The sequence below is a fragment of the Mycoplana dimorpha genome, assembly GCF_003046475.1.
Lineage (GTDB): Bacteria > Pseudomonadota > Alphaproteobacteria > Rhizobiales > Rhizobiaceae > Mycoplana > Mycoplana dimorpha.
Window position 1 is genome coordinate 84509 of record NZ_PZZZ01000003.1, and the last position, 24576, is coordinate 109084.

Below are 24576 nucleotides of genomic sequence, written 5' to 3' on the forward strand. Positions count from 1 at the left end.
TTTTTTGCCTAGTCCGTTGGTCTGGCTTCCCTGCCGGGACGGCGTTTCCTATTGTTGCTTCCGGAGACGGCCGTCAGCGACGGCCATGGGAATTCGGGAGGTACAGATCATGGCAAGCACCTACGCGGCCGTGTACGCGCGATGGAAGTCCGAACCGTCGGTCTTCTGGTCGGAGGCGGCGGCTGCGATCGACTGGTTCAAGGCGCCCGATATCGCCTTTGATGGCCAGCGCGGCGTCTACGGGCACTGGTTTCCGGATGGGGAGACCAACACCTGCTACAACTGCCTGGACCGCCACGTTGCGGGCGGCCGCGGCGAACAGACAGCCCTCATCTATGATAGCCCGGTCACCGGCCGGAAGCAGCGCTTCACCTACCGGGAGATGCTGACGGAAGTCGAAGCGGTCGCAGCCGTGCTCGCCGATCTCGGCGTGGGCCGCGGCGATCGGGTGATCATCTATATGCCGATGGTGCCCGAAGCGGTCTTCGCCATGCTGGCCTGCGCCCGCCTCGGTGCCGTCCACTCGGTGGTCTTCGGCGGTTTTGCGGCGCACGAGCTGGCGACCCGGATCGAGGACTGCAAGGCGAAGGTGGTCGTGGCGGCCAGCTGCGGCATCGAGCCCGGCCGCATCGTCGCCTACAAGCCGCTGCTCGATGCCGCGATCGATCTTGCCGTCCACAAGCCCGAGCACTGCCTGATCCTGCAGCGGCCCGAACTGGAGGCGCCGTTGTCCGGCGAGCGCGACGTCGATTTTGCCCTGTCAGTCGCCGCGGCAAAGCGGGCCGGACGGCCGGTGTCCTGCGTTCCGCTGCCGGCAACCGACCCGCTCTACATCCTCTACACATCCGGCACGACCGGTCAGCCGAAGGGCGTGCTGCGCGACAATGGCGGGTACATGGTGGCGCTCGCCTGGAGCATGAAGCACTTCTACGGCGTCGCGCCGGGCGAGGTGTTCTGGACCGCCTCCGACATCGGCTGGGTGGTCGGTCATTCCTATATCGTCTATGGGCCGCTTCTGAACGGCAGCACCACAGTGCTCTACGAGGGCAAGCCGGTCGGCACGCCGGATGCGGGGGCCTGCTGGCGGGTGGTTCAGGAGCATGGCGTGCGGGTGATGTTCACGGCCCCGACCGCATTTCGGGCGATCCGGCGGGAAGATCCGGAAGGCGCGCTGGTCGCCGGCTACGACCTGTCCTCCCTGCGCTGCCTGTTCCTGGCCGGCGAGCGCGCCGATCCCGATACGCTGCAATGGGCCGAGCGGGTGCTCGGGATTCCGGTGATCGATCACTGGTGGCAGACGGAGACCGGCTGGCCGATGGCCGGCAATCCGCTCGGGCTTGGCCTGCTGCCCGTCAAACACGGGTCACCGTCAGTGCCGCTGCCCGGCTATCACATCGATGTGGTCGACGACGCCGGTCATCCGGTCGGCCCCGGCACGCTCGGCAACATTGTCGTCAGGCTCCCCCTCCCCCCAGGTTGCCTGCCAACCTTCTGGAACGCCGACGAGCGGTTCCACACCACCTGCCTTGCTGAATTCCCGGGCTACTACAAGACCGCCGATGCCGGCTATATCGACGAGGACGGATACGTCTTCATCATGGCGAGGACCGACGACATCATCAACGTGGCCGGCCATCGCCTTTCGACCGGCGCGATGGAGGAGGTCTGCGCCAGCCATCCCGACGTCGCCGAATGTGCGGTGGTGGGCATCGCCGACACCGTGAAGGGCCAGATCCCGGCCGGCTTCCTCGTGCTCAACAGCGGTGTTTCACGTGAATCATCGTTAATCGAGCAGGAGGTGGTGACGCTCGTCCGGGAGCGGATCGGCCCGGTGGCGGCGTTCAAGACGGTTGTCTGCGTCAAGCGGCTGCCGAAAACCCGTTCCGGAAAGATCCTGCGCGGGACGATGCAGAAGATCGCGGACCGCGAGGCGTGGAAAATGCCCGCAACGATCGACGATCCGACGATCCTCGACGAAATCCGCGAGGCGCTGCAGGCGCGGGGTATTGGCATTTGACGCACATCGCCCGGAAGCGGGTGGCGGTTGCAGGAAAAAGAACCTGATTGCGGACCAGGGCCGATCCGGCTTCAGGGCAAAGCCGCTCTCTGGGTCATCTCAGCGGCGGCAAACAAAAAGCCCGGCCGTCGGAGAAACGGCCGGGCTTGAGTGGCATTGAGGCGCGCGCCGCTCAGAAGTTGTCGTCTTCGTCTTCCTGGCGCGTCGACTTCAGCGACTTGAGTTTGGCGAAGACCGCCTCGGCGTCGATTTCCTTCTCCTCCTCGCGCTCGTGGCTTTCGTAGGGGAGCTTCTCGGTCTCCTGCGCGGATGCCAGGGTGGCGCCGACCTCGGCTGCGGTCGGCAGCGGCCGCCCCTTGGAAGCGCGCTCGACCTCGAGGTCGAGGTCGATCTGCGAGCACAGGCCGAGCGTGACCGGGTCCATCGGCGTCAGGTTGGCGGAGTTCCAGTGGGTGCGCTCACGGATCTGCTCGATCGTCGACTTGGTCGTGCCGACGAGGCGCGAAATCTGCGCGTCCTTCAGTTCCGGGTGGTTGCGAACCAGCCAGAGAATGGCGTTCGGCCGGTCCTGGCGCTTGGAGACCGGTGTGTAGCGCGGGCCCTTGCGCTTGGATTCCGGTACGCGCACCTTTGGCTCGGAAAGCTTCAGCTTGTGGTTGGGGTTTGCTTCGGCGCGGGCGATCTCGTCGCGGGAGAGCTGGCCGGTGGCGATCGGGTCGAGACCCTTGATGCCTTGGGCCGATTCGCCGTCGGCAATCGCCTTGACCTCAAGCGGGTGCAGCTTGCAGAACTGGGCGATCTGGTCGAACGACAGCGCCGTGTTGTCGACCAGCCAGACGGCAGTCGCCTTTGGCATGAGCAGTTGTTGGGCCATGGATACAATCCTTCTGTGCGTCCGCGCCGGTGTCGCGGGCCGTGGGGTATAACCACTGATTTCCGGGAATTGTGCACCTCTATAACGCTGCTGTCGCGGAAATGCAATTCTTCAAGTGACAAATGACCTTTGTCTAATTGCCGTAAGGCCTTGACCTGATATGAATGGCGAAATCGACGGGTCGGAGGAGTTGACCCGACCATCTGCGCTGAGGAGAATTTCATGTCTGCCAAGACCTATCCGGTCCTGAAATCCGCGAAAAATCGGGCGCTGATCGACAACGATACCTATCTGAAATGGTATCGCGAGAGCGTCGATAACCCCGAACGCTTCTGGGACAAGCACGGCATGCGGATCGACTGGTTCAAGCCTTATACCAAGGTCAAGAACACGTCGTTTTCCGGCAAGGTCTCCATCAAGTGGTTCGAGGACGGCATCACCAATGTGTCCTACAACTGCATCGACCGGCACTTGAAGACCCACGGCGACCAGGTGGCGATCATCTGGGAGGGCGACAACCCCTACATCGACAAGAAAATCACCTACAACGAACTCCACGAGTACGTCTGCCGGCTGGCCAACGTGATGAAGAAGCACGGTGTCAAGAAGGGCGACCGCGTCACCATCTACATGCCGATGATCCCGGAGGCGACCTACGCGATGCTCGCCTGCGCCCGCATCGGCGCGATCCATTCGGTCGTCTTCGGCGGTTTTTCACCGGATGCGCTCGCCGGTCGCATCGTCGACTGCCAGTCGACCTTCGTCATCACCTGCGACGAAGGCGTGCGCGGTGGCAAGCCGATACCGCTGAAGGAGAACACCGACACGGCCATCGACATCGCGGCCAAGCAGTATGTCATCGTCAACAAGGTGCTGGTTGTCCGCCGCACCGGGGGCAAGACCGCTTGGGCCCCTGGCCGCGACCTCTGGTATCACGAGGAGGTCGCAAGCGTTGCGCGCGACTGCCCGCCGGCGAAGATGAAGGCGGAAGACCCGCTCTTCATCCTCTACACCTCCGGTTCCACCGGCAAGCCGAAGGGTGTTCTGCACACCACCGGCGGCTATCTCGTCTATGCCTCGATGACGCACAAATACGTCTTCGATTATCAGGATGGCGATATCTACTGGTGCACGGCCGACGTCGGCTGGGTCACCGGCCATTCCTACATCGTCTACGGGCCGCTGGCGAACCGGGCGACGACGCTCATGTTCGAGGGCGTGCCGAACTTCCCGGATGCCGGGCGGTTCTGGGAGGTGGTCGACAAGCACAAGGTCAATATCTTCTACACTGCGCCGACGGCGATCCGTGCGCTGATGGGGGCCGGGGACGCCTTCGTTCAGCGCTCCTCGCGTTCATCGCTGCGCCTGCTCGGCTCCGTCGGGGAGCCGATCAATCCCGAGGCGTGGGAATGGTACTACCACGTCGTCGGCGAGGGCCGCTGCCCGATCGTCGATACCTGGTGGCAGACCGAAACCGGCGGCATCATGATCACGCCGCTTCCGGGCGCCACCGAGTTGAAGCCGGGGTCGGCGACTCGGCCGTTCTTCGGCGTCAAGCCCGAGCTCGTCGACGCCGACGGCAACGTGCTCCAGGGAGCGGCCGACGGCAATCTCTGCATCGCCGACAGCTGGCCGGGTCAGATGCGGACTGTCTACGGCGACCACCAGCGCTTCATTCAGACCTATTTTTCCACCTACAAGGGCAAGTATTTCACCGGTGATGGCTGCCGCCGGGATGAGGACGGCTTCTACTGGATCACCGGCCGCGTCGACGACGTGCTCAACGTATCGGGCCACCGCCTCGGCACGGCGGAGGTGGAATCGGCGCTCGTTTCCCACCACCTCGTATCCGAGGCCGCGGTCGTGGGATACCCGCACAGCCTCAAGGGACAGGGCATCTACTGCTACGTTTCGCTCATGGCCGGCCAGGATGGTACGGACGCGCTGCGCCAGGACCTCATCAAGCACGTGCGCAAGGAGATCGGACCGATCGCTACGCCGGACAAGATCCAGTTCGCACCGGGTCTGCCGAAGACCAGATCCGGCAAGATCATGCGCCGTATCCTGCGCAAGATCGCCGAGGATGACTTCGGGGCGCTGGGCGACACCTCGACGCTTGCCGATCCGGCGGTTGTCGATGATCTGATCGCCAACCGCCAGAACAAGGCTGCGGTCTGAATGCAAGTTTCGTGGGGCTGACTTGACCCCTCACCTACCCCTCAGGGAGCGTCGCCGCAGCGCGGCGACGTCTTGCGGCCGCCGTCATACGGCAGCGCCAGCCCGGCGGCGATGAGGTCGTGAGCCGGATTGGAGCCGTCCGGCAACTCGACGTCGGCAACGACGCGACCAAAATATTTGTCGCCCGTTACGTTCGTCAGCAGCAGCGACGTCCCTTCGCCGGCCAATCGTACCAGCCGGTCCCGCGCCGCAGTGGCGGCCTCACGCTCCTGCCTGCACCTGGCCTTCATTTCCGGCGCGTCGATGCCGCGCAGGCGGACAAAAACCTCGACAGTCTGTTGCGGCCATGGCCGCGCCGACACCAGCAGCGTGTCGCCGTCGACAATGCGGAGCACTTCCGCGGCCACGGGGCCGAAAACGCGATGGCGGTCAGCGGCTTTCGCAACGGCGACCGGAAAGACTACGCCAAGGGCAGCAACAAAGCAGGGAGCGAACATGTGCATGAAAGGAATATATTCCGCATTCATGCCGCTGGCAATGGGAAACTAATCTTAGAAATCGATTGCCCGGCCCTTGATCTCCCAGTCACCGAAGCGCGCCGGGTCGAGTCCTCCCCGCCCGCCGATCTCACGCGGGAGCGGCTGCTGCGTTTCGGCCGCACGTCGCGCCGCGGCCTCCTCAAGTGCCCGGACCGCAGCCGGGGGAAGGACGCGGCCGCTTCCCATCGCGTTGTCGTTGTCGCTCTGCAAGATTTTGTCCAAAGTCTTGTCCATATTGAACTGAGCCTTCGTCTTTCCCATCATATAGGCGCAAGATCACCACCGGCAAAGCGCTGATTCACGTGAAACATCGCCGCACCGGTACAGTTGGAGGCTTCCCATGAATCTCGTCCGAACGGCAATGCTGCTGGCCTTCCTGACAGCGCTCTTCATGGCCGTCGGTTTTCTGATCGGCGGCAAAAGCGGCATGATGATCGCGCTGTTGATTGCCGCCGCCACCAACCTCTTCTCCTATTGGAATGCCGACAAGATGGTGCTGTCGATGTATGGCGCCCAGGAGGTCGATGAACGCAGCGCCCCGGAATATTACGGAATCGTTCGCGATCTCGCGCAACGTGCCGGCCTGCCGATGCCGCGCGTCTTTGTCATCGACAGCGCCCAGCCGAACGCCTTCGCGACGGGACGCAATCCGGAAAATGCCGCCGTTGCCGCCTCGACCGGCCTCCTGCAAGCGCTTTCCTACGAGGAGGTGGCCGGCGTGATGGCCCACGAACTCGCCCATGTCCAGAACCGTGACACGCTGACGATGACGGTGACGGCGACCATTGCCGGCGCCATTTCGATGCTGGCCAACTTTGCCTTATTCTTCGGCGGCAACCGCGAGAACAACAATCCGCTCGGCTTCGTGGGCATGCTGGTCGCCATGATCGTCGCGCCTCTCGCCGCCATGCTGGTGCAGATGGCGATCAGCCGGACACGCGAATATTCCGCCGACCGCCGGGGCGCAGAGATCTGCGGCAATCCGCTGTGGCTCTCTTCGGCGTTGCGGAAGATCGCGATCGCAGCCGGCCGCATTCCCAACGAAGAGGCCGAGCACAACCCGGCGACGGCGCACATGTTCATCATCAATCCGCTGTCGGGGGCGCGGATGGACAACCTGTTTTCGACCCATCCGGACACCGAAAACCGGATCGCTGCCCTCGAGGCGATGGCTACGGACATGCGCCAGACCTCGACGGGCCCGGTCGCGGCTGCTAAGCCGGCACGCAAATCGCGTTCCGTTCCGACAACCGGCTGGGGACGCGGTGGTTCGCAGCCACCGAAAGGTCCCTGGTCTTGACATCCGAGCGCAGCCGAAACGAATCGCATCCGAAACAAAGGCCGGCGCCCCGTGCAAGCGGCTCCAGTGCGGACCCCAGAGCGGAGAAGCCTGGGCTGCAATCCCGGCAAGCGGCGGCCAAGCTTCTCGCTGCTGTCGTCGATCGGCAGACCCCGCTCGACGGCATGCTCGACGTCGAGCACGGCAATCCCGCCTATCGGGCGCTCAGCGAGTCGGATCGGGCCCTGGTGCGCGCTGTCCTCAATACGGCCCTGCGCCACCTGCCCCGTATTCAGGCGATCATTGATTCGCTCGTGGAGACGCCGCTGCCGGAGGGCGCCCGCTCGCTCTATCACGTGCTTACGGTGGCGGCAGCCCAGATTCTCTACCTGGACGTGCCGGACCATTCCGCTGTCGATCTCGCAGTGGAACAGGCGCGCGCCGATCCGCGCAGCCGACGCTTCGCCAATCTGGTCAATGCAGTGCTCCGTCGCCTGGCTCGCGAGAAGGTGGCGCACCTGACCGCGACGCATGCCATCCCGGTCGTCCCATCCTGGTTCTTCAATCGGCTGGTGCAGGTCTACGGCGATGAGCACGCGCGGCGGATCGCCGATTCGCTGCTCGAGCCGGCGGCAATTGACCTCACTGTCAGGTCAGACCCGGAGGGCTGGGCCGACCGGCTCGGCGGGCTTGTGCTGCCGACCGGATCGGTGCGGCTTGCGGCGTTCTCCGGCAGGATCCCGGAACTGGCCGGCTTCGCCGAAGGCGAATGGTGGGTGCAGGATGCCGCGGCCGCGATTCCCGCAGGTTTGTTTCCCGAGCTTGCCGGGCAGCGGGTCGCCGATCTTTGTGCCGCGCCGGGCGGCAAGACGGCGCAGCTGGCGCTGGCCGGCGCCGACGTCACGGCGATCGACCAGTCGACAAGCCGCCTGAAGCGGTTGCAGGCAAACCTCGCCCGCCTTTCCCTGCCGGTCCAAACCGTCGAGGCCAACCTTCTGGATTTCCAGCCCGAGACCCCGTTCGATGCCGTGCTGCTCGACGCCCCCTGCTCCTCGACGGGAACGATCCGCCGCCATCCCGACGTATTGTGGACGAAGGGACCACAGGACATCGCGAAGCTCGCCGGACTGCAAGAGAGAATGCTCCGTCATGCGATGACACTGGTCCGGCCGGGCGGTCACCTGGTGTTCTCGAACTGCTCGCTGGACCCGCTGGAGGGCGAGGAGGTCACCGCACGGGTGCTAGCCGACGTTTTCGGCTGGTCGCGGGTCGCGATCGATCCGCAGCGGTGGCCCGGCCTGGGAGAGGCTGTCTCGCCGCTCGGCGAAATTCGCACGACGCCGGCCATGCTGCCGGGCCACGGTGCCACCGCAGGCGGACTGGACGGCTTTTACGCCGTGCTGCTGCGGCGGGCGGACTGATCGGCGCCGCTGCCATCTTGGCCTAAACCGCCTCTTGCGGCCCGCCCTCATCAACAACGTGCATCGGCGGGTGAATTGACGCCATTGCATCCTGTGCCTACCAATGGTGCAGGCGGGGAAAGAGTTTGTTAACAATGCGGCTTTCAGACCGGCACAGGCTTGCCTGCCTTTACGCATCCGAGGCGTGGAGGCGCTTTTCGCAGCGTTTGGCTGTCGGTCGTGTCAGCGCTCTGCGTTTTGCCGGCCGCACGCCAGACCGGCTGGTGGTTGCGCCCACCGATCTGCGGCCAGCCGACGCCTTCACCGCCGAGGAAATAATCGCCGGCCGGTTTCCGCTGGCGGGGCGGATGCTGGATTGCGAAGGCGAGTCTCCCTTCGCGCTCGACCTGCCATCCGAGGAATTCGCGCGTCGGCTCCATTGCTTCGGCTGGCTTCGCCACATGCGCATGGCCGAAAAGGACGTCGCTTCCGCTGTCGTGCGCACGGTCATCGACGACTGGATGCAGACGCATGGGCGCGTCATCGCCGGCCTGGCCTGGCACCCGGAGGTCATCGCCCAGCGAATTATCGCCTGGTTGTCGCACTCACCGGTCGTGCTGCGCGACGCCGACTACCGCTTCTATCGCCGATTCCTCAAGAGCCTCGCCTTCCAGGTGCGGTACCTGCGCCACATCGCTGATGTCATCCGTGACGGCGAGCCGCGCCTGCAGGCGCGCATCGCCCTGGCCATGGCCTCGATCGCCATGCCGCACTCCAATGCGGCCATCAGGCGGGCGGCGCGGCACCTCGATCGCGAACTCGACAGGCAGATCCTTGCAGACGGCGGTCACGTCTCCCGCAATCCCCGCGTCGGCCTGGATCTGCTCTTCGACCTGCTGCCGCTGCGTCAGACCTATGTCAATCTCGGCCACGATGTGCCGCAGCGCCTCATCCCGTGCATCGATCGCATCTACCCTGCCCTGCGCTTCTTCCGCCATCAGGGCGGGGAACTGGCGCTGTTCAACGGCGCCACCTACACGATGGCGAACGAACTTCTGTCGGTGCTGCGCTACGATGAGACGGCGGGCGCACCGTTCCGCGCCTTGCCGCAATCCGGCTATGCAAGGCTCGCCGCCGGTGAAACCACGATCATCGTCGATACCGGCAAGCCGCTCTCCACCCCGCTGTCCAACACGGCGGGGGCCGGCTGCCTGTCGCTTGAGATGTCTTCGGGGCGGCATCGTTATTTCGTCAATTCCGGGATGCCGCGGTTTGCCGGTGAGAAAATCCGGCAGCTGTCCCGCGCCACGGCCGCCCACTCGGTGGCGACCCTGAACGATACCTCCTCGGCAAGCCTGTCGGCGTCGCGCTTCCTTGGGCCCATTATCTTCGGCGGGGTGTCGGAGATCGACATCACCCGCCAGGCCGGAGAAACCGGGGCCGAAGACCTGCGGGCGCGGCATGACGGCTACCGCGAAAAGTTCGGTCTGCTTTACGAGCGTGACATCCACCTGAGCGCCAAGGGGACGGAAATTCGCGGGCTGGAACGGTTCGTCAGGCCGGACGGCACCCTGCCCAAGGGGGGACGGGATGTTGCTGTGGTGCGCTTCCATGTCCATCCGGCGATCCGCATCTTCCCAATGAACCAGCACGAGGTCCGGCTGGCAGCGCCCGACGGCGAAAGCTGGACGTTCTCCTGCCTCGACGCCGTTGTCGTCGAGGAGGACGACGTGTTCTTCGCCGATCCCTCCGGTGTGCGCGCGGCCCGCCAGCTGACCCTCACCATGCCGCTCACGGGTATCCCCGAGGTCCAGTGGCTGATGCGGCGCGACTAAGGGCGGATTGGCGGTTTCCACGGGGTCGCTCGTGTGTTAACGGGTCCCCATGCATTCCGCCGGCGGCATGCTCGGACGCCGGCCCCCACCTCCCGGAGAGTACCATGGCCGTCGCCTCGAAGAAAATTCCCGCACCCGATCGCGTGGAGGTCCGCACCGCGCTGCTGTCCGTCTCCGACAAGACGGGGATCGTCGAGTTCGCGCGCGCCTTGGCAGAGCGCGGTGTGCGGCTTCTTTCCACCGGCGGCACCCACCAGGCGCTGGCGGATGCCGGCGTTCCCGTCACCGACGTCTCCGAGGTGACCGGCTTTCCCGAGATCATGGACGGTCGCGTCAAGACCCTTCACCCAAATGTTCATGGCGGCCTGCTGGCGATCCGCGACGATGCCGAGCACGTCGAGGCGATGAAGGCGCACGGCATCGGCCCGATCGATCTCGCCGTCATCAATCTCTATCCGTTCGAAGAGGTGCGCGCCAAAGGCGGCGACTACCCGACCACCGTCGAAAACATCGACATCGGCGGCCCCGCCATGATCCGTGCCGCCGCCAAGAACCATGCCTATGTGACGATCGTCACCGATCCCGCCGACTATTCCGCCCTTCTCGAGGAACTGGCGCACGGCAGCACGACGTACGCCTTTCGCCAGCGCCTGGCTGCGAAGGCCTATGCCCGCACCGCGGCCTACGACACCGCGATCGCCAACTGGTTTGCCGAGGCCCTCGACATTGCAGTCCCGCAGTACCGCACGGTCGGCGGCGTCCTGAAGGAAGAGATGCGCTATGGCGAGAACCCGCATCAGAAGGCGGCGTTCTACCTGACCGACGAGAACCGGCCGGGTGTCGCCACCGCGACGCTGCTGCAGGGCAAGCAGCTGTCCTACAACAACATCAACGACACCGATGCGGCCTTCGAGCTCGTCGCCGAGTTCCGTCCCGAGAATGGCCCGGCTTGCGCCATCATCAAGCACGCCAATCCGTGCGGGGTGGCGACCGCCCCGACCCTGAAGGAAGCCTACATGCGGGCGCTTGCCTGCGACCCGGTCTCGGCGTTTGGCGGGATCATCGCCCTGAATTCGACGCTGGACGGTGAGACGGCCGGCGAAATCGTCAAGCTCTTTACCGAGGTCATCATCGCGCCGGACGCCGACGAGGCGGCGCGGGCCGTCATGGCCGCCAAGCCCAATGTGCGCCTCCTGGTGACCGGGGGCCTGCCGGATCCGCGCACGCCGGGTATCACCGCCAAGACCGTCTCCGGCGGCCTGCTCGTGCAGACGCGCGACAACGGCATGGTCGAGGATCTGGAGCTGAAGGTGGTGACGAAGCGCGCACCCACGGCGCAGGAACTTCAGGACATGAAGTTCGCCTTCAAAGTGGCCAAGCACGTCAAGTCGAATGCCGTCGTCTACGCCAAGGACGGGCAGTCGGCGGGCATCGGTGCCGGGCAGATGAGCCGCGTCGATTCGGCGCGGATCGCCGGCATGAAGGCCGAGGAGGCCGCCAAGGCGATGGGACTGGCCGAGCCGCTGACCCGCGGTTCAGCGGTTGCGTCGGAAGCGTTCCTGCCGTTCGCCGACGGCCTGCTGTCGGCGATTGCCGCCGGCGCCACCGCGGTGATCCAGCCGGGCGGCTCGATGCGTGACGCCGAGGTGATCGCCGCGGCCGACGACGCCGGCGTCGCGATGGTGTTCACCGGCATGCGCCACTTCCGCCACTGAGGCTGGGGCAGGTCGCCGAGCGCCGCGGGGCCCCCGGTTGCTGACGCCTTACCCTCAACACGCCGTCACTTGCCGGCGTGTTGTCCGATCCGTCCGAGGTGGGTGAACGTGAATCCCTCCTGCGCCTTCAGTCCGTAGCCGAGCATCCGGTCGAAGCCGGAATGGGCCATCCACAGAGCGCCGAGCGACCACAAGGTGGGGTTGGACGTCAACAGGCCGGCAGCGAAGAACGCCAGCCCGAACGCGTAGACGTGAACGGCATTGTAACAGAAGGCGCCTACCTTCGGCCCGAAGGCGTATCCGGCGAAACTGAGGTCCGGGGCAAAGAAGATCAGCACTGCAGCCCACCAGGGCAGATCGGTGTTGGCCTGCCGCAACAGCAGAAGTCCAACAACAAATATGATCAGGCCTTCAACCCGCTGCCATTGAACGGCTCGGTGCATTTCGTTTCCCCCGAGAATGTAACGTCGCCTTAAAACGGCGCGCCGTCACAAACAAGGGCATGCATTATCTCCGATCCGGATGAACGCCGTTCCCTTTGGTTCACTCTGGCAATTCAGTCAGCCGACGGTGCTGTGGAATACAGGGCCCGTCTGCTGAGCAAGGAAACAACGTTTTGCGCGCCCCGAGCAGCGCCGCGGCGGTGTTGTCATTCGGCAGGTTGCGAACGCTGCTGCGCTGCCGGAGGATGAACGTAAACAGGCCGTCCTATCCCGCAGCAAAAGATCGGGACAGGCGGCGCATCTGCGTCCGCTCTCCCGTCCTCCGTGCTCGCGGCGGCGACCAGCCGAGCAAGGTAATTGACCAGGAGCTTCCAGCGGGCGGTGCTGGCTGAAGCGATTACCTCAGCCGGCGCCGTCAAGCGCGACATATTGCTGATCATGTGCTCCTCCCAGGCATTGATCCGGCCGTCAGTGTACTGGTGTCACACGCTGCAGCGAAAATTTATTCGCCAAATGCTTCTATTTGCGGCGCTTTGCGTCGATTGATGCCGCTGCGGGGCGCGCCCGGTGCTGATTTGCAGTCGCTCAAGCCGTGCGATGCCCAGTATAATTCTTTGAAATGACGACATCAGGTGAATAAATTTTCCTGATGCGAGCCGTCCCATTAACGTCAGCGCCATCTAAGGTCCCAGGCAATGGAGGAATGCGATGACCGACGACATGCTGCACGTGATGAAATGGCATAATGGCGAGAAGGACTATTCACCCTTCTCCGACGCCGAGATGACGCGCCGCCAGAACGACGTGCGCAAATGGATGGCCGAGAACAAGGTCGATGCGGCCCTGTTCACCTCCTATCACTGCATCAACTACTATTCGGGATGGCTGTACTGCTATTTCGGCCGCAAGTACGGCATGGTGATCGACCACAACAACGCCACGACGATCTCGGCGGGCATCGACGGTGGTCAGCCGTGGCGCCGCAGCTTCGGCGACAACATCACCTACACCGACTGGCGTCGCGACAACTTCTACCAGGCCGTCCGCCAGCTCACCCCGGGCGCCAAGCGGATCGGCATCGAGTTCGACCACGTTACGCTCGATTTCCGCCGCACGCTCGAGGAGGCGCTGCCCGGCGTCGAGTTCGTCGATGTCGGCCAGCCCTCGATGTGGATGCGCACCATCAAGTCGCTTGAGGAGCAGAAGCTGATCCGCGAGGGCGCCCGCGTCTGCGACGTCGGCGGTGCCGCCTGCGTGGCCGCCGTCAAGGCCGGCGTGCCCGAGCATGAGGTGGCGATCGCCACCACCAATGCGATGATCCGCGAGATCGCCAAGTCGCATCCGTTCGTCGAATTGATGGACACCTGGACCTGGTTCCAGTCCGGCATCAACACCGACGGTGCCCACAACCCGGTGACCAACCGCATCGTCCAGTCGGGCGACATCCTGTCGCTCAACACCTTCCCGATGATCTTCGGCTACTACACCGCGCTGGAGCGGACGCTGTTCTGCGATCACGTCGACGACGCCAGCCTCGACATCTGGGAGAAGAACGTCGCCGTTCATCGCCGCGGTCTCGAACTCATCAAGCCCGGCGCCCGCTGCAAGGACATCGCCATCGAGCTCAACGAGATGTACCGCGAGTGGGATCTCCTGAAGTACCGCTCGTTCGGCTACGGCCACTCCTTCGGCGTGCTCTGCCATTATTACGGCCGCGAAGCCGGCGTGGAGCTGCGCGAGGACATCGATACGGTGCTGGAGCCCGGCATGGTGGTGTCGATGGAGCCGATGGTGATGCTGCCCGAAGGCATGCCCGGCGCCGGCGGCTACCGCGAGCACGACATCCTGATCGTCAAGGAGGATGGCGCCGAGAACATCACCGGCTTCCCCTTCGGCCCCGAGCACAACGTCATTCGCAACTGAGCACGGCTCAGGCCGAAAAGGAGGGCCGCCCGGTGTCGGCGGCCCTTTTTGTCGGCAGTCGGAATGCTGGCTCGTCAGCCGGGAAACTCGGTACGCAGCGCATCGACGATGCCTCGGACGCAGACATCGAGCAGGATCCGTCCTTTTTCCTCGGAAGCCTGTTTGGGCGAGGAAAGCGTGCCGCTCTGCGGCGTCCATTCGGGCTTCGGCGGATAGACGTCATAAGGCGGGAAACTGGCGGGCGCATGCTCGATGGCACGCTCGAGATGCACCATATGCGGATGCAGCGCCAGCATCAGCGATGTCTCAAGTACGCCGCCATGTTCGATTTCCCAGCCGGGAAAGCCGTCCGGGTAGAGCTTCGCGATCGTCGCCTTGTCGACGAAATCCCAATAGGACAACACCACGATCTTCACGTCGTCGATGCCGCCCCAGCGCAGTTCGCGCAGCGCCAGGTCGATGCCCTCGATGATGAACCAGGAATTCTCGAAATGGCCGTTCACCAGACAGATTCTACGAACCCCATGCCGGGCGAATTCCTTGATCACGTCGCGCAAGGCCGCGACCAGCGTCGCGCCATCGAGGCTGGTCGTGCCGGGAAGGTGGTTTCCGCCGCCGGATTTCTGGTGCGACTTGTACCCGTAGGTGAAGGGTGGCGCCACCAGAGCGCCGATCGATTCTGCGACCCGGCGGGCAAATTCGACCGGCAGAAGCACGTCGACATGCATCGGCATATGATGGCCATGCTGCTCCATCGAGCCGATCGGGATCAGGATCGGAACGGTCCCGTCCCTGACCTTGGCGTCGTAGTCCGGCCAGGGCAATTCCGCGGCAAAAACTGAATCGGCAGGCATGTCCATTCTCCTCCTTCTCCATGAGAGGAAGAATGTTTGCGTTTCCCGATTCGATATGTGAAATTTATTATCGTCATTGCTCCATGAGAAATGTAAATGCGCAACTTCGTCAATTTTCAGACTGATCTTTTGCGTACCTTTGTCTCGGTCATCGACCTCGGGGCATTCACCAAGGCCGGAGACGCGCTCGGCCGGACCCAGCCGGCCGTCTCCCTGCAGATCCGCCGGCTCGAGGAACTTGTCGGCGCGCCGATCATCAAGCAGGTCGGCCGGGCGCTCGTTCTGACCGGAGAAGGCGAGATCCTTCTGAGCTATGCCCGGGAAATCCTGCGCCTCAACGATGAAGCCGGGTCCTACTTCAATCGCTCGAAGATTGCGGGCGTTCTCCGCGTCGGCCTGCCGAACGACTATGCCGTGGCATTCCTCCAGGGACTGATCACCGAGTATACCCGGCAGCATTCGGACATCTCGCTCGAACTGCACTGCGGATGGAGCGCCGAGATCCTTGATCGCTTGCGCTCCGATGAACTCGACCTCGCCGTTGCCATGGTCAATAACGAGCAGTCACAGTATCTGTCGCGCTCCTGGATCGAGAGGCCCATCTGGGCGGCGGCCGAAAACGCCACATTCGACCCGTTGCTCGGCATTCCGCTGGCCGCGCACCCGGAAGGCTGCGCCTACCGCGCGCGGATGATCCAGGCCCTGGACAATGCCCAGATCCGCTGGCGCGTGGCCTATACCGGGTCGGGCATCTCCGGCCTCCAGAACGCCGTGATCAACGGGCTCGGCGTCAGTGCGCTGACGCATTATACGATGCTCCCGGGGATGCGGGCGCTTGACGAGCGGGACGGATTCCCGCCGCTGGCCGAGATCCGGGTCGGCCTGTTCTACAAGCATCCGCGCCTGTCCGATGCCGGTATCGGACTGGTCAATCATGTCATCGCACGCTTGGATGAAGCCGGCGTGTCCCCCGTGGCGATGAACCGGGTGGAGCTGGTGCGCCAATAAGCGAGGCTAATGCGAAAATTATTAGAATTAATTTTCCAAATGTATTGCCCCTTACTACGATTTCTGGAAACAACAGAACTAGGGGAACTTCAATGTCTATCAAGAAAACACTTTCAGGATGCCATAGTCGGCGCACAATTCTGAAGGGTGCTGCCGTCCTCGGCGGTAGCGCGCTCGCCACGCCCTTCGTGAGCCGGCTGGCTTTTGCCGCGCCGGTCGAATTGAACATGCTCGCCTGGTACGGTCACGCCGAACCGGACGTCGTGGCCGAGTTCGAGGCCGAGCACAACGTCAAGTTCAAGCCGAAATACTATACCGGCGGCGACAACATGCTGGGGCTGATCGCCCAGTCTCCTCCCGGAACCTTCGACATCATCCTGTCGGACGCCGAATACGTACAGCAGCTCAATGCGGCCGGCTATATCGAGAAGCTCGATCCTGCCGACTATCCGTTCGACGACTTCTTTCCGGAGTTCCAGAAGTTCCCCGGCCACTGGGAGGGTGACGAACTCTATTCGGTGATCACCCGCTTCGGTTTCCTCGGGGTCGCCTACAACACCGAGGCCATCACCGAGAAAGAGGCCTCTACCTACAAGGTCTACTGGGACGAGAAGCTCAAGGGCAAGGTCGGCCATTTCGACTGGCACCTGCCCAATCTCGGCCAGATCAGCCTGCTGAACGGCAATGCTTCTCCCTATGACATCGACGAAGCCGGTTGGGAAAAAGTGCAGGAAGTAACGAAGACGCTGCGCCCGCAGATCGGCGGCTTCTTCGACTACGGCGGCACCTTTTCGTCGCTGCAGAACGGACAGATGCTGGTCATGGCCGGCATCGGCGACTGGATCACCGGCGCCCTCGAAAAGGGCGGCGCCAAGGTGCGCACCCAAATCCCAGAGGAAGGCGGGCTGCAGTTCACCGAATCCTTCTCCATCGGCAAGGGCTCGCAGAAGGCCGATCTCGCCAAGAAGTGGATCCAGTACATCACCTCGGCCAAGGGCCAGGTCAAGTCGGCCAACATGGCGGCCTATCCCTGCCTGATCCCGAACAAGAAGGGATGGGAGCTGCTGGCCAAGGAAACGCCGGAAGAGGCGAAGCGTCAGGGCATGCTGCTCAACGAGAGCAACGTGATGGATCTGATCCGCGCAGGCCGCATCAAGTACCGGCAGCTGCCGGTGCAGCAGAGCCTTGAAGACTGGAACGACTTCTGGTCCGACTACAAGGCAACGTGATCGCCGGCAGCCATACGGCTACCCCGGACGTCAGCGCGCTGATTCCGGCAAGGTTGCGCGCAGCGCCGTGAGGGGGCGGGCATCAGTCCCGCCCTTTCTCTTGGGATCATTCGCCACCGCCGGGCGATAACAACTCGTCTGCCGTGGCCGGGACATTCGTAATGCGCAAATCGATTACCCTGTATGGGATGACGTTTTCACTGCCGATGGCGATCTGGCAGGTAATGTTCTTTCTGGCTCCGCTCGTCTTCCTGATCGCCTTGAGCTTCTGGTCCGTCAAGAACTTCCGAATGGAGCCGGATTTCAATCCGGACAACTGGACGCGCGTCCTGGGACGTGCCGTCTTCTGGCAGGCCTACCTGAGGACGGTCATCCTGTCGGCGGTCGCAGCCATGGTCGCCAGCGTGCTTGCCTTTCCCTGCTCGTACGGCATTGCCTTCAAGCTGTCGCCGACCGCGCGGCGCTGGGCCATCTTCATGATGGTCATCCCGTTCTTCACCAGCTACCTCGTCCGCGTCTATTCCTGGCAGATATTCCTGTCTGACAACGGCATCATCAACGCGGCGCTGGCACGGGTCGGGCTTGGGCCGTTTCCCATGCTGAACTCGGACTTCGGCGTGATGGTCGGCTATCTCACCCTGTGCTTTCCGCTGGTGGTGCTGCTGCAGCTCTTCAGCCTGATCTTCGTCGACAGGACCTTGATCGAGGCGGCGCACAACCTGCAATGCGGCCGGCTGCGCACCGTCTTCGAGGTCGTCATGCCGTCCGCCAAGGTCGGGCTGGTGATCGCCGCGCTCTTCTGCTTCATCCTCACCTTCGGGGATTTCGTCAGCCCGCTCTATCTCGGCGGCGGTGATCCGCCGACGCTCTCCATCCTGATCACCGACACCACCAAGTCCGGGCAGCAATGGCCGCGCGCCGCGGTGATCGCCCTGACCATGATCGCAACCCTGCTCTGCGTCGCCTTCGCCGCCGTGAGCTACGCCTACAGGGAGCGCGGACGATGAGCCCACACAACCGCAATCAATGGATCGACTGGGGATTGAAGCTCTATATCCTACTGTCGTTCGCCTTCATCTTCGCGCCGATCGCCGCGAGCTTCGTCTTCTCGCTGAACGTCGACCGTTTCCCGTCAATGCCGCTCGGCGGCTTCTCGACCATCTGGTACGAAGCCGTCTATGCCGATCCGCTCGTCTGGGAGGGCCTGCGCAACACGCTGGTGACCGGCGTTGTCGTCTCCCTGACGGCCACGGCCATCGGCTTCGGCGCCGCCTACACCGACTTCCGCTACCGCTTCTTCGGAAAGCCCGTTTACCTGGCGCTGGCGTTGCTGCCGCCGACCATTCCGGTCGTCATTCTCGGCCTGGCGATGCTGGCGTTCCTGGCCAACATCAGGCTTTCCGGCGAGATCTATTCGGTGATCATCGCCCACGTGGTGATGTGCGCCCCGTTCGCCATGGCGATCATTCGCCTGCGGTTGTCGCAGATGGATCCCTCACTCGAAGCGGCGGCATGGAACCTCGGCGCGTCCGAGTGGATGGCGATGCGGCACGTGATCGTGCCGTTCTGCCGGCCGGCCATCTTTGCCGCCCTGTTCATCACCATGGCCGTGTCCTTCGACGAGTTCGCAGTCGCCTGGTTCGTATCCGGGCTGCACGAGACGCTGCCCGTCAAGGTCCTCGGCTTCCTCCAGGGCCAGGTGAGCCCACGCATCAACGTCATCGGCACCTTCGTGTTCCTCGTCTCGATGACCCTTGTGGTGCTCGCCCAGCTCCTTCTCATGAAACGCAGTGCCGCGCCGAAAGCCGCCGGAAAAGTGGAGTAACCCTGAATGTCAACGGAAGCATTGGTCGTCTTCGACGGCGTCATCAAGAAGTTCGGTCAGTTCCTCGCCGTCGAGCGCGTCGATTTCGAGATCCGAAAGGGCGAGTTCCTGGCGATCATGGGTTCGAGCGGCTGCGGCAAGACCACGACGCTGCGCATGCTGGCCGGCCTCGAGGCGCCGACCGAAGGTGAAATTCGGCTTGCTGGAAAACGGATCAACGACCTGCCGACATGGCAGCGCGACACGCCGATGGTATGGCAGAGCCTGGCGCTTTTCCCGTTCCTCACCGTGCGCGAGAACGTCGAGTTCAGCCTGCGGATGCGCAAGATCGAGAAGGCGGAACGGCAACGCCGGGTCGACGAGTGGCTCGAGCGGATGCAGATCACAGAATTCGCCGACCGTAACGTCGCCCACCTGTCCGGCGGCCAGCGCCAGCGCGTGGCGCTGGCCCGATCGCTGGTCACCGAGCCGGAAATCCTGCTGCTCGACGAGCCCCTGTCCGCGCTCGACGCCCATCTGAAGGTGCGGATGCAGACGGTGCTTTCCAATCTGCAGCGCGAACTCGGGATCACTTTCGTCTATGTGACCCACAGTCAGTCCGAGGCGTTCTCGATGGCCGACCGCGTCGTCATCATGAGCCGCGGCCGGATCGAGCAGATCGGTAACCCGCAGGAGATCTACCGCGCTCCGCGAACGAAATTCGTGGCCGAGTTCCTCGGTTCCTCCAACATTTTCAGCGGCCAGGTGACGACGGCTGGAAACGGGATGATCCGGATCGCGACGCCGGCCGGCGAATTCGACGCGGTATCCGGCGCCGCCAAGGCGCTCGGCAAGGGCGACAAGGCGACCTTCGTTGTTTCGGATGACCGGATCCAACTGAGCAATCAGCGGCCGGAGACCGGCAACGCCCTGCGGGCTTCGGTGGTCGGCGAGGAATTCGTCGGCGCCACCGCTGTCGTTCACCTCGAAAACCCTGCGGGAGGGCTCGAGCTGAAGGCCCAGAAGAGCCATGAGGAACTGGAGCACCTGGATCTTTCACCCGGTGCCCAGGTGTGGCTGTCCTGGCGCCCCGAGGCGGCGCACATTCTGCCGGGCGAGTGAGCCGGGACATTCCGCTCGCTAGTCGGTCGACGGAACCGGTCGATCTTTGGCAAGACCGAACGGTCATCGGCTGCAAGTCGTCGGTTCATGAGATAAGCCGGACGTCGCTGGTGCAGCGACGTCCGGGTTTACGCTACGTTCGGGCTCTGTGACCCGGCGGCCCAGGGCGTGTCCGCCTTTCCCGTCGGGAGGGGCGGCCGCCTGCGACTTCGCGTCAGTCCCCTGGCCTCAGACCGTGCGGGCGCTCATCGTCAGGAGGTCATAGCGGGCGACCGTCTCGTCGTGCTGGTTGAAGACTTCGGCATCCCAGCGCACCTCTCCGTATTCCGGGCTGCGTGCCGCCCTCTTGTCCTTCACCGTCAGCCGCACGCGGATCGAATCGCCGGGCGAGACGGGTTTCAGGAAGCGCAGGTTGTCGAGGCCGTAGTTGGCGAGCAGCGGGCCCGGCGCCGGATCGACGAACAGGCCTGCGGCAAAGGACAGGATCAGGTAGCCGTGCGCCACCCGGCCCGGGAAGAACGGATTGGCGCTCGCCGCCTCCTCGTCCATGTGCGCATAGAACTCGTCGCCGGTGAAGCGGGCGAAATGCTCGATGTCGTCCAGGCTGATCGTGCGCGACGGCGTTTCCACCGTCTCGCCAACCTTGAGCCCTTCATAGTTGCGCTTGAAGGGATGCTCGGGCGTGACCGGTGCGGCCGCACCCTTCGTCCAGCGCCGGGTGATCTGGGCGATCCGTCCGGGCGAGCCCTGCAGGGCTGTGCGCTGCATGTAGTGAAATACGCCGCGAAGTCCGCCCATCTCCTCGCCGCCGCCGGCCCGGCCCGGGCCGCCGTGCACGAGACCCGGCAGCGGCGAGCCGTGGCCGGTCGATTCCTTGGCGCAGTCGCGGTCGAGCACCAGCACGCGGCCGTGATAGGGGGTGATGCCGAAGATCAGCGCATCGGCGACATCGGCGTCATAGGTGTAGACGGAGGCGACGAGGCTGCCCTCGCCCTTCTTCACCAGCTCGACTGCCTCGTCCAGCGTGTCATAGGGCATCAGCGTCGCGACCGGGCCAAACGCCTCCACCGAGTGGACCTTCTTCGCCTTCAGCGGCTGGTCGCAACGCAAGAGTACCGGCGCAAAGAAAGCGCCTTCGCCTTCGGGAATGTCGACGTGGCCGAAGGCGATCTCCGCCTCGCTGCGCAATTCCTCGATCGCTTCGACAACCGATGCCCGCTGCGCGCGCGAGGCAAGGGCGCCCATCCGCGTCTCGTCGAGGCGCGGATCGCCGGGAACAGCCTTGCCAAGTGCCGCCTTCAGCGCTTCGGTCACGGCCTTCTCCTGCGCCCGGGGCACGAGAACGCGGCGGATCGCGGTGCACTTCTGCCCGGCCTTCACCGTCATCTCGCGCGCCACTTCCCTGACGAAAATCTCGAACTCCGGCGTGCCCGGCACCGCATCCGGTCCGAGTACCGCGGCGTTCAGCGAATCGCGCTCGGCGATGAAGCGCACCGCATTGCGCGAGATCGACGGGTGATTGCGCAGCTTTTCGGAGGTGTCGGCCGAGCCGGTGAAGGAGACGACGTCCTGGCCGGTTAGGTGGTCGAGCAGGTCGCCGGTGGAGCCGGCGATGAACTGCAGGGCGCCCTTCGGCAGGATGCCGCTTTCGACGATCATCCGCACGCAGGCTTCCGCCACATAGGCGGTCGCCGTCGCCGGCTTGGTGATCACCGGCACGCCGGCGAGGATCGTCGGCGCCAGCTTCTCCAGCATGCCCCAACAGGGGAAGTTGAAGGCGTTGATATGGACGGCGACGCCGGTCAGCGGCGTCAGGATGTGGCGGGCGACGAAGGTGCCGCCCTTGGACAGAGGCTCGGTCTCGCCCTCGATGACGAAGCGCTCGCTCGGCAGCTCCTTCTTGCCGCGCGAGGCATAGGCAAACAGCGTGCCGATGCCGCCGTCAATGTCGATCCAGTTGTCGCGGCGCGTGGCACCGGTGTCGAAGGCCAACTGGTAGAGCTCTTCCTTGCGCTCGTTAAGATAGACCGCGATGGCCTTCAGCATCCCTGCACGCTCGTGGAAGGTGAGCGCGCGCAACGCCGGCCCGCCGATCTCGCGGGCATGGCGAAGGGCTGCGGCGAAATCGAGGCCCTTGGTCGAGGCGCGGGCGACGACGCGGCCATCGATCGCGCTCGGAATGTCGGCAAAGCCGCCTTCCGGGGTGAACCAGCGGTCCTCGACATAGCTCTTCAGGATGGTTGACATGGCATGGTCTCCTGTTTGCGGCACGCGTCAGTGGCGGCGCCACGCGGCAAAGGTCTTGCCCGTGCCGGCGAGTTCAATGAGAAGCGGAGCGGGCTCGGAGCCGACACCGCCGGCCTTGTGCGCCGCCTCGACCTCTTCGAGGATGTGGGCAAGGCCGATCTGATCGGCCGCCCACATCGGGCCGCCCTTCAGGCGCGGGAAGCCGTAGCCATTGACGAAGGCGAGATCGATGTCGGAGGCGCGCAACGCGATCCCCTCGGCAAGCACCTTGGCGCCTTCGTTCGCCATGACGGCGACGAGGCGGCGCTGGATCTCTTCCGGCGTGAAGGCGCGGGGCGAAATGCCCTTTGCCGCGCGGGCGGCCTCGATCGTCTGCGTCGTCATCGGATCGACCGATTTCTTGCCGGCGGCGTCATAGGCATACCAGCCGGCGCCCGTCTTGCGGCCGAGCCGGCCGGCCTCCACCAGCGTGTCTGCGATCGTCACATAGCGCTCTCCCGGATCGCGGCCGGCGGCGCGACGCTTGCGCATCGCATAGGCGATGTCGAGGCCGGACATGTCGGAGACGGAAAAGATGCCCATGGCAAAGCCATAGGCCTCCAGCGCCGCGTCGACCTGTTCCGGCGAAGCGCCGTCCTCGATCAGGTACTCGGCGTGGCGGCGATAGACGGCGTAGATGCGGTTGCCGACGAAGCCGTCGCAATTGCCGGCGACGACGGGAATCTTTCCGATTTTCTTCGCCAGCGCCAGCGCGGTTGCAAGTGTTTCACCACTGGTCTTCTCGCCCCGCACCACCTCCAGCAGCTTCATGATGTTGGCCGGCGAAAAGAAATGCAGGCCAACGACATCTTCGGGCCGCTTCGTCACGGCGGCGATCGCGTCGAGGTCGAGATAGGAAGTGTTCGAAGCAAGGATCGCCCCCGGCCGGCAAAGCGCGTCCAGCCGCCTGAAGATATCGGTCTTCACCGCCATGTCCTCGAAGGCCGCCTCGATGACGAGGTCCTGCCCGGAGAGCACGTTCCAGTCGGCGCCGACCGTCAGACGGCCAAGCCGCTCGGCCATGATTTCGCTGCTGATGCGGCCGCTCTTGATCTGCCGCTCATAGAGCCCCTTCACCCTTTCCCGGCCTGTCGCGGCTGCCGCCTCGTCGCGTTCAAGGACGGTAACCGTCAGTCCGGCATCGGCGAGCGCCACGGCAATGCCGGCGCCCATCGTGCCGGCGCCGATGACGGCCACCTTGGCGACCGGTCGGGCGGCAACACCCTGCAGCCCCGGCACCTTCCAGACCTCGCGTTCGGAGAGAAACAGGTGGCGCAAGGATTTCGCTTCCGCGCTCTCCCGCAACTGCAGGAAGGCGGCGCGCTCGGTGGCTAGCCCGTCGGAGAAGGCCGGATTGCGCGCGGTGCGGATGATCGGGATGACCTCTGTCACCGCCGGCACGCCCTTGGCGCGGGAGATCGCTGCCGCGGCGGCCGCTTCCTCTTCGGCCTCGTCGCCTTCGGGAACCGGCAATTCGCGCACGCGGCGCTTGTCCATCGTCTCCGCCGCTGCGATTGCGGCGGCGAGCAGGTCGCCCTCGACGACGCGATCGATGATGCCCTGCTTTTCGGCTTCCGCCGCCTTCAGGATCTTGCCCTCGGCGATCAGGGTGATGGCTGCCGCCATGCCGGTCAGGCGCGGCAGCCGCTGGGTGCCGCCGGCGCCGGGGATGATGCCGAGCCGCGTTTCCGTCAGGCCGAGTATCGCCTTCGGACCGGCGATGCGGTAGTCGCAGGCAAGCGCGATCTCGAGGCCGCCGCCGAGGGCAGCCCCGTCGATCGCCGCGACCACCGGCTTTTCCAGCGCATCGATCGCCGCCACCACGTCGGGCAGGAACGGCTCGTCCGGCGGCAGCGCCATTTCCTTCAGGTCGGCGCCGGCAATGAAGCGGCCCGGGCCACCATAGAGGACGGCGGCGGTGACGCTGTCGTCCGAGGCCACCTCCGAAGCGACAAAAAGCAACCCCTCGCGCACCGCCTTGGACAGCGCGTTGACGGGCGCGTAATCGATGGTGAGGAGTGCGACCCCGCCATGGCGGGTGATGGAAACGGGATGGGCAGGGCTGGTCAT

The 24576-nt window shown here is 64.4% G+C and carries 19 protein-coding genes; 12 read left to right on the forward strand and 7 right to left on the reverse strand.

Annotation, left to right across the window (positions count from 1 at the left end; all coding sequences use genetic code 11):
- Positions 1-109 precede the first annotated feature (109 nt).
- Positions 110-2017 (forward strand): propionyl-CoA synthetase, encoded by a 1908-nt coding sequence (locus C7449_RS07350; RefSeq protein WP_108002648.1) that lies wholly within the window; start codon positions 110-112, stop codon positions 2015-2017.
- 172 nt (positions 2018-2189) lie between these two features.
- Here C7449_RS07350 and C7449_RS07355 read toward each other — a convergent pair whose 3' ends face one another.
- Positions 2190-2891, reverse strand: coding sequence for a DUF1013 domain-containing protein (locus C7449_RS07355; protein ID WP_108002160.1), 702 nt, complete (start codon positions 2889-2891; stop codon positions 2190-2192).
- Positions 2892-3113: 222 nt separating this feature from the next.
- Between C7449_RS07355 and acs the strand changes: the two genes are divergently transcribed.
- Positions 3114-5069 carry an acetate--CoA ligase gene (gene acs / locus C7449_RS07360; RefSeq protein ID WP_108002161.1) on the forward strand — a complete coding sequence of 652 codons (1956 nt, stop codon included), beginning with the start codon at positions 3114-3116 and terminating at the stop codon, positions 5067-5069.
- A 41-nt stretch (positions 5070-5110) separates the two neighbouring features.
- Here acs and C7449_RS07365 read toward each other — a convergent pair whose 3' ends face one another.
- Together C7449_RS07365 and C7449_RS07370 are read right to left on the reverse strand one after the other, a co-directional pair.
- A complete protein-coding gene (locus C7449_RS07365; protein ID WP_245414314.1) occupies positions 5111-5476 on the reverse strand; it encodes a thermonuclease family protein in 366 nt (121 codons plus the stop codon).
- A 144-nt stretch (positions 5477-5620) separates the two neighbouring features.
- On the reverse strand, positions 5621-5794 hold the full coding sequence (locus C7449_RS07370; RefSeq protein WP_245414341.1) for a DUF1674 domain-containing protein: 174 nt from the start codon (positions 5792-5794) through the stop codon (positions 5621-5623).
- A gap of 154 nt (positions 5795-5948) precedes the next feature.
- On the opposite strand from C7449_RS07370, the gene htpX reads away from it, so the two are divergent.
- From htpX to purH, 4 genes are all read left to right on the forward strand, one after another.
- On the forward strand, positions 5949-6908 hold the full coding sequence (gene htpX / locus C7449_RS07375; RefSeq protein ID WP_108002163.1) for a zinc metalloprotease HtpX: 960 nt from the start codon (positions 5949-5951) through the stop codon (positions 6906-6908).
- On the forward strand, positions 6899-8308 hold the full coding sequence (locus C7449_RS07380; protein ID WP_374828293.1) for an RsmB/NOP family class I SAM-dependent RNA methyltransferase: 1410 nt from the start codon (positions 6899-6901) through the stop codon (positions 8306-8308). Before htpX ends, C7449_RS07380 begins: the two co-directional genes overlap by 10 nt.
- 134 nt (positions 8309-8442) lie before the next feature.
- Entirely contained in the window at positions 8443-10122 is a 1680-nt protein-coding gene (locus C7449_RS07385; RefSeq protein ID WP_108002165.1) for a heparinase II/III family protein, read from the forward strand.
- 104 nt (positions 10123-10226) lie between these two features.
- Complete coding sequence (gene purH, locus C7449_RS07390; protein WP_108002166.1) at positions 10227-11837, forward strand: bifunctional phosphoribosylaminoimidazolecarboxamide formyltransferase/IMP cyclohydrolase; 1611 nt, start codon at positions 10227-10229, stop codon at positions 11835-11837.
- A gap of 65 nt (positions 11838-11902) precedes the next feature.
- On the opposite strand, the gene C7449_RS07395 is transcribed toward purH, so the two are convergent.
- Complete coding sequence (locus C7449_RS07395) at positions 11903-12280, reverse strand: DUF4260 domain-containing protein (RefSeq protein WP_108002167.1); 378 nt, start codon at positions 12278-12280, stop codon at positions 11903-11905.
- A 708-nt stretch (positions 12281-12988) separates the two neighbouring features.
- Here C7449_RS07395 and C7449_RS07405 point away from each other — a divergent pair.
- Positions 12989-14203 (forward strand): M24 family metallopeptidase, encoded by a 1215-nt coding sequence (locus C7449_RS07405; RefSeq protein WP_108002169.1) that lies wholly within the window; start codon positions 12989-12991, stop codon positions 14201-14203.
- A gap of 74 nt (positions 14204-14277) precedes the next feature.
- On the opposite strand, the gene C7449_RS07410 is transcribed toward C7449_RS07405, so the two are convergent.
- Positions 14278-15057, reverse strand: coding sequence for a creatininase (locus tag C7449_RS07410; protein ID WP_108002650.1), 780 nt, complete (start codon positions 15055-15057; stop codon positions 14278-14280).
- Positions 15058-15153: 96 nt separating this feature from the next.
- On the opposite strand from C7449_RS07410, the gene C7449_RS07415 reads away from it, so the two are divergent.
- From C7449_RS07415 to C7449_RS07435, 5 genes are all read left to right on the forward strand, one after another.
- Positions 15154-16065 (forward strand): LysR substrate-binding domain-containing protein, encoded by a 912-nt coding sequence (locus C7449_RS07415; protein ID WP_108002170.1) that lies wholly within the window; start codon positions 15154-15156, stop codon positions 16063-16065.
- A gap of 92 nt (positions 16066-16157) precedes the next feature.
- Positions 16158-17294 (forward strand): extracellular solute-binding protein, encoded by a 1137-nt coding sequence (locus tag C7449_RS07420; protein ID WP_108002171.1) that lies wholly within the window; start codon positions 16158-16160, stop codon positions 17292-17294.
- Between the two features lie 161 nt (positions 17295-17455).
- Positions 17456-18301 (forward strand): ABC transporter permease, encoded by an 846-nt coding sequence (locus tag C7449_RS07425; RefSeq protein ID WP_108002172.1) that lies wholly within the window; start codon positions 17456-17458, stop codon positions 18299-18301.
- Positions 18298-19119, forward strand: coding sequence for an ABC transporter permease (locus C7449_RS07430; RefSeq protein WP_108002173.1), 822 nt, complete (start codon positions 18298-18300; stop codon positions 19117-19119). The genes C7449_RS07425 and C7449_RS07430 overlap by 4 nt, the downstream gene beginning before the upstream one ends.
- A 6-nt stretch (positions 19120-19125) precedes the next feature.
- Entirely contained in the window at positions 19126-20220 is a 1095-nt protein-coding gene (locus C7449_RS07435) for an ABC transporter ATP-binding protein (protein WP_108002174.1), read from the forward strand.
- A gap of 228 nt (positions 20221-20448) precedes the next feature.
- Here the strand turns inward: C7449_RS07435 and paaZ are convergent, their stop codons facing one another.
- Positions 20449-22467: a phenylacetic acid degradation bifunctional protein PaaZ gene (gene paaZ, locus C7449_RS07440; RefSeq protein WP_108002175.1), complete on the reverse strand. Its 2019-nt coding sequence runs from the start codon at positions 22465-22467 to the stop codon at positions 20449-20451.
- 27 nt (positions 22468-22494) lie between these two features.
- Complete coding sequence (locus C7449_RS07445) at positions 22495-24576, reverse strand: FAD-dependent oxidoreductase (protein ID WP_108002176.1); 2082 nt, start codon at positions 24574-24576, stop codon at positions 22495-22497.